Source organism: Actibacterium sp. 188UL27-1, assembly GCF_016901225.1.
GTDB lineage: Bacteria > Pseudomonadota > Alphaproteobacteria > Rhodobacterales > Rhodobacteraceae > 188UL27-1.
The window spans coordinates 210,415-224,091 of the sequence record NZ_JAFEUL010000002.1 but is presented as its reverse complement, the minus strand read 5'-3'; the positions used below and the strand labels follow the sequence as shown (position 1 = coordinate 224,091).

The following is a 13,677-nucleotide window of genomic DNA, read 5'->3' as shown; positions in this document are numbered from 1 at the left end:
TTACCAACGGCGTTCAAAGCGGCGACGCAGGAAAATGGCCAGCGCATTCATGAAAAGAAGGAAAATAAGCAAGATAATGATCGCTCCCGAGGCGCGTTCGAAAAACGCAGGGTCGGAACGTTGGGTCCAGTTATAGACCTGCACCGGCAAGGCCGACGCGGGATCAAACAGCCCTTCAGGCGGACCTGCCGGATATTCCCGGACAAAGGCCACCATGCCGATCAACAGCAATGGCGCGGTTTCGCCCAGGGCCTGGGCCAATCCGATAATCGTCCCAGTTAGAATGCCGGGGGCGGCCAGTGGCAGCACATGGTGAAAGACCGATTGCATCTTTGAAGCGCCCAGCCCCAATGCAGCCGACCGAATGGATGGCGGCACCGATTTCAGCGATGCCCGGGTCGCGATGATGATCGTCGGCAGGGTCATCAGGGTCAACACCAGCCCACCGACAATCGGCGCAGATTGCGGCAAACCTGCAAAATTGATGAAAATGGCCAGCCCCAGGATGCCGAACACGATGGACGGCACGGCGGCAAGATTCGAGATATTGACCTCGATAATATCCGTCAGCCAGTTCTTGGGCGCGAATTCCTCCAGGTAGATCGACGCGGCAACCCCGATAGGCAGGGCCAGACACAACACTACGAGCATCATGTAAAGGGATCCCAGGATGGCGACCCCCAGACCAGCCGCCTCGGGGCGCTGGCCAGAGGCATCGGGCATGGTCATGAAGCCCCAGTTGAACCGCTTTTCGATCAAGCCCGCCTCGCGCAGCTGGTCGGCCAGCTGCAACTGCTCGGGCGAGATATTGCTATCCCGCGCCGCGGTTTCCATCGTGACCCGGCCTTTGTAATAACCATCAATCCGACCATTGGTGAGGAAGGTGAAGGACCGGCTTACATCCTCGTCATCGCCCATCCGTGCGGTGGCAACATTGCGCAACTGCGCCGCCGCCTCCTTGGAAATCAATCCCATCGCGTCATCAACCGACACTTGATCAGCCAGACCTTGGGCGGCGAGGGCAGTCTGGAAATTATCCTTGATGATTGCGGAATATTTCGACGTCTTGACCACCGATGCCTCGGCATCCGCGATCTGCTCCTGCGTCAAAGTCACCTCAAAGGTTACGAAGGACTGACTAAAGGCCGACAACCCGTTCGACAGGATCGAAATCAGCAGCATTGCCAGCGCAAGCACCCCAACCGTGATCGCCGTCAGCCCGTAAAACTGGAACCGTTTCTCGGCGGCATTGCGGCGCTTTGTGCGGTCATCCTGCTCCAGCAGGGACATCTTCTTGACGCGCACACCGGCAGGGCCGGTGGCGGGTGCGGTTGCGTCGCTCATTCGTACTGCTCCCGGTATTTGCGCACGATGTACAGCGCCAGAACATTCAGACCCAGGGTGATGACGAACAGCGTCAAACCCAGTGCAAAGGCCACGAGTGTTTCGGGGCTGGCGAAATCCGTGTCACCGGTCAGCTGGCTGACGATTTTCACCGTAACCGTAGTCATGGCTTCCAGCGGGTTGAGGAACTGCCCCCCCTGGAATTGCGCAGCCGCAGCCCCCGCCCCCATCACGACGATCATCGTCTCGCCAATCGCGCGCGATGCGGCCAGCAACACGGCTCCGACAATGCCGGGCAATGCGGCGGGAACAACAACCTGGCGGATCGTCTCTGACTTGGTCGCGCCCAAACCAAACGAACCGTCACGCATCGTCTGCGGCACCGCGTTGATGATGTCATCGGACAATGAACTGACAAACGGGATCAGCATGATGCCCATCACCAACCCCGCCGTGATCACGCTTGAGGAGCTTTCGCCCCAGCCCGTGGGCTGCGCCAACCAATCGCGGATCAACGGCCCCACCGTGATCAGGGCGAACAGACCGTAGACGATTGTCGGGATACCGGCCAGCAACTCCAACAGTGGCTTGGCCACCGAACGCAGCCGCGGCCCCGCATATTCCGACATGTAGATGGCAGCGAACAATCCGATCGGGACCGCCACGATCAATGCCACAAGGCTGATGTAAAGCGTGCCCCATAGCAACGGCAGGATGCCCAGATCGCTATTGCCGCGGAAATCCGGCGACCACCGCGCGCCCAGGAAAAACTCCTGCCATGAATAGGCCCGGAAGAAGTTGGTCGTTTCGAACAGCATCGACAGCACGATCCCCAGCGTGGTCAGGATCGCTATGGTCGAAGCGAGCATGAGCAGCGCCAGAATGCCCCGTTCCACCGTATTGCGTGCCCGGAATTCCGCCTTGGTCAGCGAATATGCTAAGCCGAAACCGCCTGCGCTCAGGGACAGCACGACAACGGTCATCCAGATGCCAGAAGCGGCCGATAGACCCCGATAGCGTTGCGCGGCATTCACCACGGCCTGGCTCGGCTCTGACCCCAGGGCCACGCCAACCTCGCCCAATCGCGCGCGCACATTGGTGAAATCGGTCCGAATGTTGGCGGCCTCGTCTTCGGTCAAAGCCCCGCGAGAGATCGCCGCGTCAATGCCAGAGGCAAGGCGGCGCACGTCCTCCATAACAAGCCCACGCGTCGACACTTGCGGGATCGTCTCGTTAGGCAGCAAGGCCGAGACACGCCCATCAATGACCAACGGCGCCACCAGCAGCCACGCCGCCAATGCCAAAAGGCTCGGCACAGCCGCGAACATGACCACGTTCCAACCGTAGTATGAAGGAAGGGAGTGCAGGCCCCGCGCGCCATCGTCGGTCATGGATAAGGCGCGTTTACGGCCAATCAAGTAACCAACAACCGAAATCGCAAAGATGATAACGACAATCCAGAGAACCGGCATGGCCCGGTATTCCTTTAGACTAGCGCGCGCAGTCTAGCGGCGACTTGGACCGAACCCCACTGATACGGTCAAAAAGGCGGCAAAGCCGCCTGCAAAAATGCAGGCGGCTTTACCGATATCGTCTTAGGAACCAGACGCCATGGTCTGTTCTTCGGCAACGGAGCTTTGGGTGGCTGACAGCTCGGGATCGGCAACCAGACCATAGGCCGACAGCGGGCCATCGGGGCCGGCAATTTCATCAGAGACGAAGAACTGCGCGTACTCTTTCAGGCCGGGGATCACACCGATATGGGCTTTCTTGATGTAAAAGTACAGCGGACGCGACACCGGGTATTCACCCGAGGAGATCGTCTCAGTCGAGGGGGCGATGCCGCCCATGGTGGCGACCTTCAGCTTGTCGGTGTTGTTCTCGTAGAATGCCAAACCGAACACGCCAAGACCGTTATTGTTGGCGTCGATGCGGGCCAGGGTCTCTGTGTAGTCACCGTCGATGTCGACAGACCGTCCGTCCGAACGGATGGCCATGCACTTGCTCTCTGCCGTGTCTTCATCAACACCGGAATCGAGCATTGCCTGGTAGAAACCGCCTTCTTCGCAGCCAGCCAGGATCACTTTTTCCTCGAACACTTCGCGCGTGCCGTGCTTGGTGCCAGGGATGAAAGCCTGGATGTCAACGGCGGGCAGCGATGCATCGACCTGGTCCCAGGTCGTGAATGCGTTGGCAACAAGCTCACCATCGATGAAGTGCTCAGCAGCCAGCGCCTTGTACCACTGCTCGGCCGTAAACTCTGTGAATTCAGGGCCATTTGTCTGGCTGGCAAAGACGATGCCATCATACCCGATGCGCACTTCGATGATGTCGGTCACGCCGGCATCGGCACAGGCCTTCACTTCCTTTTCGCGGATCTTGCGCGACGCATTTGCCACATCGATGGTGGTGGCGCCAACGCCTTCGCAGAACCGCTTCAGGCCAGCTGAGGATCCACCGGATTCAACGACGGGTGTGGGGAAGTCGGTGTTTTCGCCGAACGCTTCGGCGACGATCGAAGCATAGGGCAGAACGGTCGACGAACCGGCAACCTGCACCTGGTCACGGGCGGTAGCAACGGTCGCGGAAAGCGTGGTGATCGCCAGGGCGGAGGCGGTCATTTTCACGAGGGACATAAATAGCTCCTGTCAGATGGTGAGACCTCTCAATGGAGATCTTAATGACGCCACATATGCGCGCCGTGTTGGGCTTTTGTGACGAGAGCGTAACAGATTTATGAATGCACAAATTTGTCTACTTGTCTATGTGTGGCCTCGCAGGGATATACCAACAAAATAAGGTTTCAGCGCTGCATTATCACGCTGCGCAATCGTTTTGGATCTTTGACAAGCTTACGGGTGGTTCGTGCAACCAAGCAGTAAACCCCGCAATATTTCGAATCGATGGCGCGTCAGATCTGCGCCGCCTGCTGCCAATCTGGCTCAACTGCCATCTGTTTCAGCAGGCCGGGCACCTTGCCGACGATGGCATCCACGACAGATCGGACGGCAGGTTGATCGATCGTCTGGGGATTGGCCAGCATCCAGATATCGCGGGTCAGCGTGAAATCCCGGGCAAGAATGCGGCGCAGCCCCGACCGCCCCGCGGCCAGGTAACGTGGCAGCGCCACGATACCAAAGCCCGATGTCACCGCGACAAGCTGGTTTTGCAGGGTGTTGCTGGCATAGGCGATCTGCGCCCCGCCAGCGGCATCACGCAGGGCTTCAACCTGAACAAGCTTGGCAATCTCGCCTTTGCTCTCGATGACCGCATGGTGCTCCAGATCGGCCAGGGTCGCGGGAGTGCCGCGGATGGTAAGATACTCTTCGTGGGCGTAAAGGCAGAATTGCACCTGCCCCAACCGGCGCCCGATCAGGCTGTCATCCATCGGATCCCCGATCCGCACGGCGACATCGGCCACGCGGCGCCGAAGGTCCGCGATCTTGTTGGTGATTGACAGATCTAGGGTGATATCCGCATGGGTCAGCCGCAGACCCGCCAAAACTGGCGTGAGCAAGGCCTGCGTCACACCTTCGGATGCGGTCAGCCGCACAGGCGTGGCCACGGCCCTTTCAACCGCGCGGGCCTGCATCTCGATCTCGGCTACCTGGCATTCCAGCAGACGCGCCTCATCGCAGATCCGCCGCCCAGCCTCGGACAGGCGCGCGCCATCCATGCCTCGTTCCAGCAAACACAGATCAAGGGCCCGCTCCAAGGCCGTGATCCGGCGGCTGACCGTCGGTTGGCTGACGCCCAGTCGCTGTGCAGCGGCAGCAAGGCTACCGAACGTGTCTGTCGCCAACAAAAACCGATAATCATTCCAGTTGGTCATGGTCCCACCCAAACTTTGATGACGTCGATTTTGCCTTGAAGATACCGTTACGGGCGTTGTGTTTTCACAAACCGAACCCCGCCTGTGGTCAACAAGCGCCAACACTTTCGTGAGCTTTCCAACAAAATCGTGGATCCCGCCGGATCGCATGGGCCGCTAGGCTAAGGGCCAGGAGTTTTCAAACACCGCCCCGTTTTCAAGGCGGACCCACCGAAAGACCACCGCGATGACATTGTATGATACGCTTGAAGGCGTGATGCTGGGATGCTTTTCCATCGGCTGGTACTGGTCGATCTTCACCATGGTCCGGACCGGTCGGCCCAGCGGGAAAAGCGCCGTTTTTGTGTGCTTCACGGTCGCTGGGTATGGTTGCGGTCTGACGGCGCATATCATCGCCCTGCGCCACGGCGCGCCGTTCACCTATCTGGTGGTGCTTTATGCCTGGAACCTTGCCGTTACGCTAATCGATCTTAGCCTGGTCGTGCTTCTGACCCGGCGCACGCTCAGCTTCCCAACGGCAACAGGACTGAAAAGCGTGCCCCCCGCCCCGGTGCGCTTTCGATCCGAAACCGTCCGCGGTGACGGTTGAGGATGTGTTTGGCAATGGCAAGACCCAGACCCGTCCCCCCCAGTTCGCGCGAACGGTGGCTGTCGACCCGGTAAAAGCGTTCGGTCAGGCGCGGTATATGAACCGGGTCAAACCCGTCGCCTTGGTCGATGACGTCGACCTGCACGAACCCGTCCTTGAATCCCGGCGCGCGGTCCTGGCGGCTCAACGCGACGGTCACAACACCGCCGCCGCCGCCATATTTGATAGCGTTTTCCATCAGATTGGTGAAGACCTGCACCAGTTGATCGGCATCGCCCGGCACGGTCAGGTCATGATCCATGTCGCCCATGATCGCAATCTCCACCCCGGCATCCTCGGCCATCGGCCGGATCGCCGTCGCGGTGGACTGGATCAGGTTGCGCAGATCCACCCGCTCGGTCGGGCGCACCCGCTCGTCGGTTTCCACCCGGCTCAGGGACAAAAGATCGGCAACCAGGCGGTTCATCCGCTCAGCCTCCCGCTCCATTATGCCCAGAAACCGCTCGCGCGCGATCTCGTCATCCCGCGCAGCCCCTTTCAAGGTCTCGATGAAACTCAGCAGCGCGGTCAGCGGCGTTTTCAACTCATGGCTCACATTGGCCACGAAATCGCGGCGCATCTGTTCGGCCCGCTGCAAGTCCGTCACATCCTCGAACGAGACCAGAACCCCCGATCCGCTCTCCGAATTGACCGGTGCCGCATAGACACGGTAGCTTTCCGCGCTTTCCTGATCCGGACGCGTGAACCGGGTCCGCGCCTCAAGCCGTTGCTTCAGTGCCTTCTCGATACAGTCGATCATCAGGGGTTGGCGCAACACGGTGATGTAATGCCGCCCCTCAGTTGCCGATCCAAACAGCGCAACAGCGGGGGCATTGATCGCCTCGATCCGCTCCTGCTGGTCGATCAGGATCAACGGCAAGGGCACCGCGGCTAGAAAGGATTTCGATATCGTGTCGCCCACGTCCAGCCCCCTCACCCAAGTCTCAGCGCGGCGACCTAGACCCTCTTGGTGGTAAAGCGCAACTCGCAATTTTACCCAACGTCATGGGCTGCCGCGATACCAGCCGCGAATTCCTCTTTCAAAACAGCGATATCTTCGACCCCGACCGAGACCCTAAAAAATCCCTCGGTGATCCCCATGGCCGCGCGCCCTGCCGGGCTCAACCCGCGATGGGAGGACGTGGCCGGATGCGATAGCGTCGTGCCGATATCCCCCAGGGTCGGCGCGAAGGGCACATTGGGCATAGCCCTGACCAGGGCATTGGCAGCATCGCGCCCGCCCCTCACCTCAAAGCTCACCATATTGCCGTAACGCCCCGCCAGCAGATCGCGCGCGCGGATACTTTCCGGGTGATCCGCGCGCCCAGGGTACAGCACCCGCAAGATACCGGGCAGATCGGCGATATGGTCGGCCAAGGCGGCGGCATTATCCTCGGCCCGATCATAGCGCAGGTCAAAGCTGAACAAGCCACGCTCTGCCAGCCAGCAATCAAAGGGGCTCGGCGTCAGCCCCCAGGTCGCGCTCGCCATGGCAATCGCCGCCCGATCGGCGGGGTCGCGGGCCACGGCATAGCCCAGCGTCGCGTCGGAATGGCCCGCCAGCAGCTTGGTCACCGAATGCACGATCACATCCGCACCATGGGTATAGGCCTGAAAGGCGCGCGGCGTGGTAAAGGTGTTGTCGATCACCAGCTTGACCCCACGGGCCCGGGCCAGCGCCGCAACCCCGGCAATGTCGGCAATGCGGATCGTCGGGTTCGACACGACCTCGAGCAATATCAACTTGGTCTCGGGTCGCAATGCACCCTCCACCATGGCCGCGTCCGTCGCGTCCACCAGGGTGGTGCCGATCGCCAACCGGGGCAGATCATCGCGCAGCATCTTGAGCGATTTGCCATAAAGCTGATCGCTGCCAATCACATGATCCCCGGCCTGGCAAAGGCCCAGCATCACCGCGGTGATCGCTGCCATGCCCGACCCCATGACATGACCGCCCTCAGCCCCTTCCAGCGCATTGATCCGTGCGGCCAGGGTTGCGGCGTTGGGATGACCTTCGCGCGCATAGGTCCAGCCTTCGGCGCGCCCTTCATAAAGATCATCCAACCCATCCGGGCTCTCTGCGCCATAAACCACTGACGGTTGGAGTGGTGCTCCGATCGGCAGACTTTCGCCAGCCGGCCATGCCATACGACGGATTGTGATGCTGCGTGTGTTGTGACCTTGCGCCATGGATCCCTCCCGATTCCCCCGTCTGCGCACCCTCAAACAAGCCTGTGCCGGATACAAGATCAGCCCGCCCCACACTCTCAAACACAACCCCTGGCTGTGCCCGGCACAAGGTCCAGCATCACTTGACTGTTGCTGAAATACATCGCCCATCATGTGCAAAAATACGTAGAAATCAACGAATTTGGCGAGTTTCGCGCGTTAAGAAAGGTTAATGGGGTATTAACGTGTGCGATAGCGCTCTGTTTCGAAAGAAATTAACGGCCGCTGTTTCGATCCATTCAGGGATCTACCGATTGTGATCGCAGCGGCCCTAAACGAATCCATCGTGGCAAAGGCCAACCCGACAACAACGTGAGGTTGCGTCGGTAATTATCATTAACCTATATGTCGACCATTAACCCGAATTTGTCGAAAATTAGGCAATATCTGGGCAAAACAACGTCGATAGAAATTAGTCCAAATCACAGTCGAATATGAGGATCCAAGCGATGTTTGCTTTACGGTTAAAAGGTACAGCAGCCGCGATTATTTCTTCGCTGCTCATCTCAGCCTCCTCCGCCCTTGCGATACCCGTAGGTTACGAATTCACCGATACTCTCGGCCGCACCGGTATGTTCGAGTTTGAGCATGATGCACAAAGCCAGGGCCGGGGCCTGCATGGCGGCCGGGCCTACCCGCTCGCGACCTTCATCATCGATGGCCAGTCCTTCGCCGATCCCGAGATCTCGATTTTCACGAATTTCCATGGGAACCAGTTCGCCGTCGCCGCAGCCCCGGAACGCAATTTCGTGCAACTTGGTCATTTCGGGAAAGGCCTATTTAGTTCGACCGATTTGTCAGAGCTTTTTGACCTCAAGCTCAGCGATTTTAACATGAGCGGCTTTAACTTTGTAAATATGGATGATGGCGCGCTGTCGGTCGTCGCATCCTTGCGCAAAATATCAAACAATAGCGCACCGATTGAGCCTGAACCCCCTGTCAGCAGTGAACCTGAGCCGCCGGTTAGCCCGGTCCCGTTGCCGGCCTCCCTTCCCCTCTTGATTGCAGGTATCGGCGGCATGCTTTTGTTGCTCCGACGCCAACGGATGCGCTAACCGAAACGCCAACGTTCCAGACCAAATCAAAACCGGTACGCGACGCGCCGGTTTTTCTTGCGCCGTTGCGCTCAGGCCGGGACAGGCGCGCGCTGCGTATGTATAGGATGTGTACGATTGGTGCATAGCTTCTGCATGCCATATGGGCACGCGGATCAGACCGCGACCAGACCCTCCCGGAACCGTCGCTGATTGGCTTGATAGACGAGTGCCGTCTTGCGAAGCGCCGCCTGCGCCGCGTCGTCCAACTGCCGCACGATCTTGCCGGGCGCGCCCATGACAAGGCTCCCATCGGGGATATCCTTGCCCTCGGTAATCAACGCACATGCCCCGATCAGGCAGCCCCGTCCGATCCGTGCGCCGTTCAAAATCGTGGCACCCATCCCGATCAAGGATCCCTCCCCGATCATACATCCGTGCAGCATCGCCCTATGCCCCACCGTCACATCACGGCCGATCTGCATCGGGAAACCGGGGTCCGTGTGCAAAACACAGTTCTCCTGAATGTTGCTGCCGTCACCAAGCGCGATCAACTCGTTATCGCCCCGAAGTGTTGCGCCAAACCAGATGGATGCAGCAGATCCGATCACGACCCTCCCGATCACATTGGCATCAGGTGCTACCCAGTAATCACCGCTCTCCGGCACGGTGGGATGCACACCGTCCAATGCGTAAAGGGTCATACCCGTTCCTCAAATTCCCGGTTCAACTGGCGGACCGTATCAACCAGCGCGGGCTGTTGCGACCGGCGCATCCGCTCTGCCGTGATGATGGTTTTCAGTTTTGCTTCCGTCTCGTCCAGGTCGTCATTGACCAGCACATATTCGTATTCGGGCCAGTGGCTGATCTCATCCCGGCTTTTCCGCATCCGCCCTGCGATCACATCATCACTGTCCTGGCCGCGGGTCCGCAGGCGCCGGTCAAGCTCGGCGATGGAAGGCGGCAAAATGAACAACGATAACGTGTACTTACCCAGTGTGCTTTCGCGGATTTGCTGACCACCCTGCCAATCCACATCGAACAGAATGTCCCGCCCTTTGGTAATCGCGGCCTCGACCGGGGCGCGCGGGCTGCCATAGCAATGGCCGAACACCTCAGCATGTTCCAGCATATCGCCGTCGCTCACCATGCCGTCAAATTCGGGGCGCGTGGTAAAGTAGTAATCCTGACCATCGACCTCACCCGACCTGGCCGCCCGCGTCGTGGCGGATACCGAAAAGGCCAGACTGTCATCCCAGACCATCAGCCGCCGGGCCAGCGTTGACTTTCCCGCCCCCGATGGAGACGATAAAATGATCAGTAGCCCGCGCCGTGTCTCCGCCATGCCCTGCCCCCGTTCAACCGTTTGGTCTTATTCGATGTTCTGAACCTGCTCGCGCATCTGGTCGATCACGGTTTTCAGGTCAAGCCCGATCCGGGTCAAGGCCACGGATTGAGATTTGGAACACAGGGTATTGGCCTCGCGGTTGAACTCCTGGCACAGAAAATCCAGTTTGCGCCCGATCCCGCCGGATTGCGTCAGCAGGTCCTGGGCAGCGGAAACATGGGCCGTCAGCCGGTCCAGTTCTTCGGTGATGTCCGCCTTTACAGCGATCAGGGCAACCTCCTGCTCCAACCGTCCGGCATCCAACGCGTCGGTGGTGTTCAGCAGCCGATCGACGGCCAGGCGCAACTTGTCGGCGATGCCATCCTGGGTGGCGTCAGCTGTGCTGCGGGCTTGGTCTATCAGACCACTGATCGTCTGCAATTGCCCGACCACCAGGGCCTGCAATGCCGCACCTTCTGATGCGCGCATGGCCTGAAAACGCTCCACCAGAACATCAAGATCAGCCAGTAACGCCTTGCGCAACGCCGTCAGGTTTTCGGGTGCCGCACCCGCCTCCTGCACACCGCGGAGGTTGAGAATGTCGACTGCGCTGGGTGCGGCGAGGCTGACACCCCGTTCGGTCGCCGCCGCATTGACCTGCGCCAAGCCGGTCAATGCGCGGGCCAGGGCATCCTTGTTCAACCGCAGGTCGCTATCGGCCTGATCCACCGTCACACGCAGCGATAACGTGACACTGCCCCGCGCCAGAGTGCCCGACAAAACCTTGCGCGCCTGGGGTTCCAACCCGTCGACCCAGTCCGGCAATCGCAGTCGGAGATCCAGCCCCTTGCCGTTTACGGCGCGCAGATCCCACGCCCAGCTATGCCCGGCCCCTGCCGCGCTGTGGGCCGAAAACCCAGTCATCGAGTTAACCATTTGTGATTTTTAGCCCCCAAAAGACGTGTTTTTGTGTCATATTAACGGAAGGGTAACCATTGTGAGCCATGCCGGTTAATAGTTCGTAACCGCCGGAAGCTCAATGTATGGCTTTCGAGTGGTGTGTTATGAACGTAGAGGGTGGATGAGTGAGCAATGAGGTCAATAACGGGCACAACGTGGTGTCAATCATGGGTATGATAGACGATATCAGATTTCCGGTTGTGGGCCAGCTTGAGGCTTACTGGGAGGAACTGCGGCGTGACCGCGTCGTCCCACCGCGGTCCGAAGTGGATCCCCGCCGGATCGAGAATTGCTTGGAATATGCCTTCATCCTGGAACGCATCGCGCCCGGACTCGCGCGGTTTCGGTTGGCGGGCACTCATCTGAATGATCTGATCGGGATGGAGGTGCGGGGGATGCCGCTGACCTCTCTGTTCACGCCCGATGCGCGCAAGGACGTGACCGAGGTTTTGGAGGACGTGTTCTCAAACCCCGCCACCGCCCTGTTGGATCTGTCGGCCGAGCGTGGCTTTGGCAAGCCAGCCATTGACGGCAAGCTGTTGTTGCTACCCATGAAGAGCGATTTTGGCGATGTGACCCGCGCCCTTGGCTGCCTAGTGACCCAAGGTCAGATCGGTCGCACGCCGCGCCGGTTCGAGATCGGGCAAAAGCGCGTCACGCAACTGAGCGATACTGGCGTAATGACAACCCATGTGGTCAAGACGGAAACACCGCGCCCGGTAGCAAGCGGCTTTGCTGAGGAGCCCGGGAATTTCGTGGCCGCCACACCGCGCCCACAACAGCCGTCAGAACCAGAGCGCCCCGAGCGCCCGAAAGGCGGCCGCCCGCACCTTTACGTGGTTAAATCAGACGATTGATCCCGCGTTCAAACTAAAAAACCCTCTGCCCCGCTGGGCAAAGGGGTTATTTTAGCCATATATCGTCAGGTGTTTCAGCCCGTCGCGCGGGCCGCTTCGCGCCCTGCGGACAGTTCCTCCGCCACAAGAAACGCAAGTTCCAGCGATTGGCTGGCATTCAGGCGCGGGTCACAGGCCGTATGATACCGTGCGCTCAGATCCTCATCTGTCACGGCGCGGACACCGCCTGTACATTCGGTGACATCCTGGCCCGTCATCTCGAAATGCACACCGCCGGGAATGGTGCCGTGGTCCCGGTGGACGGCGAAGAACTCCCGCACCTCGGACAGCACCTTGTCAAATGGCCGGGTCTTGTAGCCGCTGGCGGATTTGATCGTGTTGCCATGCATCGGGTCGCACACCCAGACAACGTTGGCCCCTTCGGATTTCACCGTCTCGACCAGCTTGGGCAGATGCTCCACCACCTTGCCAGCCCCGAAACGCGCGATCAGGGTCAGACGACCGGCCTCGTTCTCGGGGTTGAGGGTGGCCATCAATTGCTTGAGGTCATCCACCTCCATTGAGGGGCCGCATTTCAGACCGATCGGGTTTTGCACGCCCCGGCAAAACTCGACATGGGCGCCATCCGGCTGACGCGTGCGGTCGCCGATCCAGATCAGGTGGCCGGATCCCGCGATGGGCGTTCCGGTGGTGCTGTCGATGCGGGCCAGCGCCTCTTCATATTCCAAAAGCAGCGCTTCATGGCTGGTATAGAAATCGACGGATTGCAGCGCGTCGATGCTGTCGGCATTCACGCCCGCGGCGGCCATGAAATCCAATGCATCGGCGATCCGGTTGGACAAGTCGCGATAGCGCTCTGACTTGTCTTCCTCGACAAAACCGGTCGTCCAGCTGTGGACGCGGTGGATATCAGCAAACCCACCGGTGGAGAATGCGCGCAACAGGTTCAACGTCGCCGCCGCTTGGGTGTAGGCCTGCAACATCTTTTCGGGGTTCGGGATCCGCGCCTCAGGTGTGAAATCCAGATCATTTATGATGTCCCCGCGGTAGCTGGGCAATTCCAGCCCATCCTTGACCTCGGTTGGGGCCGAGCGGGGCTTGGCGAACTGCCCGGCCATGCGGCCAAGTTTGACCACAGGCACCTTGGCACCATAGGTCAGAACGATTGCCATCTGCAACATCACCTTGAATGTGTCGCGAATTGTGTCGGCGCTGAATTGAGCAAAGCTTTCGGCGCAATCGCCGCCTTGCAGCACGAACGCCTCTCCGCGGGACGCCTTGGCCAGTTCGGATTTCAAGCGACGGGCTTCCCCGGCGAAAACCAGCGGCGGAAATTGCGACAAGCGCGCCTCGACATCCTGCAATGTCACTAGATCCGGATAATCGGGCATCTGGATCCGCGGCTTGGCCCGCCAGGCCGATTTGCTCCAATTCTGGGTCATGGGACATCCTCCGCACTGCGTTTA

General features: G+C 59.7%; 13 protein-coding genes. 3 read left to right on the top strand and 10 right to left on the bottom strand.

Annotated features, from left to right (window positions below; translation table 11 throughout):
- The 4 genes from pstA to IU397_RS04165 form a co-directional block, all read right to left on the bottom strand.
- A complete protein-coding gene (pstA, locus tag IU397_RS04180; RefSeq protein WP_204411040.1) occupies positions 1 to 1,344 on the bottom strand; it encodes a phosphate ABC transporter permease PstA in 1,344 nt (447 codons plus the stop codon).
- The gene (pstC, locus tag IU397_RS04175; protein WP_204411038.1) at positions 1,341 to 2,816 is read right to left on the bottom strand and encodes a phosphate ABC transporter permease subunit PstC; all 1,476 of its coding nucleotides are present in this window, start codon (positions 2,814 to 2,816) and stop codon (positions 1,341 to 1,343) included. Before pstC ends, pstA begins: the two co-directional genes overlap by 4 nt.
- Before the next feature lie 123 nt (positions 2,817 to 2,939).
- Entirely contained in the window at positions 2,940 to 3,980 is a 1,041-nt protein-coding gene (locus IU397_RS04170) for a substrate-binding domain-containing protein (RefSeq protein WP_204411036.1), read from the bottom strand.
- A 275-nt stretch (positions 3,981 to 4,255) separates the two neighbouring features.
- Positions 4,256 to 5,176, bottom strand: coding sequence for a LysR family transcriptional regulator (locus tag IU397_RS04165; protein ID WP_204411034.1), 921 nt, complete (start codon positions 5,174 to 5,176; stop codon positions 4,256 to 4,258).
- A 226-nt stretch (positions 5,177 to 5,402) separates the two neighbouring features.
- Between IU397_RS04165 and IU397_RS04160 the strand changes: the two genes are divergently transcribed.
- Positions 5,403 to 5,765, top strand: coding sequence for a hypothetical protein (locus tag IU397_RS04160; protein ID WP_204411032.1), 363 nt, complete (start codon positions 5,403 to 5,405; stop codon positions 5,763 to 5,765).
- On the opposite strand, the gene IU397_RS04155 is transcribed toward IU397_RS04160, so the two are convergent.
- Positions 5,680 to 6,726, bottom strand: coding sequence for an ATP-binding protein (locus tag IU397_RS04155; protein ID WP_204411030.1), 1,047 nt, complete (start codon positions 6,724 to 6,726; stop codon positions 5,680 to 5,682). The two genes, IU397_RS04160 and IU397_RS04155, sit on opposite strands and share 86 nt — an antisense overlap.
- 71 nt (positions 6,727 to 6,797) lie before the next feature.
- The gene (locus IU397_RS04150) at positions 6,798 to 7,994 is read right to left on the bottom strand and encodes a PLP-dependent transferase (RefSeq protein ID WP_204411029.1); all 1,197 of its coding nucleotides are present in this window, start codon (positions 7,992 to 7,994) and stop codon (positions 6,798 to 6,800) included.
- A 488-nt stretch (positions 7,995 to 8,482) separates the two neighbouring features.
- Here IU397_RS04150 and IU397_RS04145 point away from each other — a divergent pair, with 488 nt between their 5' ends.
- Positions 8,483 to 9,088 (top strand): hypothetical protein, encoded by a 606-nt coding sequence (locus tag IU397_RS04145; protein ID WP_204411027.1) that lies wholly within the window; start codon positions 8,483 to 8,485, stop codon positions 9,086 to 9,088.
- 155 nt (positions 9,089 to 9,243) lie between these two features.
- On the opposite strand, the gene IU397_RS04140 is transcribed toward IU397_RS04145, so the two are convergent.
- The 3 genes from IU397_RS04140 to IU397_RS04130 are packed head-to-tail and all read right to left on the bottom strand — an operon-like array spanning position 9,244 to position 11,330.
- A complete protein-coding gene (locus tag IU397_RS04140) occupies positions 9,244 to 9,771 on the bottom strand; it encodes a gamma carbonic anhydrase family protein (RefSeq protein WP_204411025.1) in 528 nt (175 codons plus the stop codon).
- Complete coding sequence (gmk, locus tag IU397_RS04135) at positions 9,768 to 10,412, bottom strand: guanylate kinase (protein WP_204411023.1); 645 nt, start codon at positions 10,410 to 10,412, stop codon at positions 9,768 to 9,770. The genes IU397_RS04140 and gmk overlap by 4 nt, the downstream gene beginning before the upstream one ends.
- A gap of 27 nt (positions 10,413 to 10,439) precedes the next feature.
- Positions 10,440 to 11,330 (bottom strand): YicC/YloC family endoribonuclease, encoded by an 891-nt coding sequence (locus IU397_RS04130; protein WP_204411021.1) that lies wholly within the window; start codon positions 11,328 to 11,330, stop codon positions 10,440 to 10,442.
- A gap of 191 nt (positions 11,331 to 11,521) precedes the next feature.
- Here IU397_RS04130 and IU397_RS04125 point away from each other — a divergent pair, with 191 nt between their 5' ends.
- Positions 11,522 to 12,211, top strand: a complete 690-nt coding sequence (locus IU397_RS04125; protein ID WP_204411019.1) for a PAS domain-containing protein — start codon at positions 11,522 to 11,524, stop codon at positions 12,209 to 12,211.
- A 74-nt stretch (positions 12,212 to 12,285) separates the two neighbouring features.
- On the opposite strand, the gene IU397_RS04120 is transcribed toward IU397_RS04125, so the two are convergent.
- Entirely contained in the window at positions 12,286 to 13,653 is a 1,368-nt protein-coding gene (locus tag IU397_RS04120) for a class II 3-deoxy-7-phosphoheptulonate synthase (protein ID WP_204411016.1), read from the bottom strand.
- Between the last annotated feature and the right edge of the window lie 24 nt (positions 13,654 to 13,677).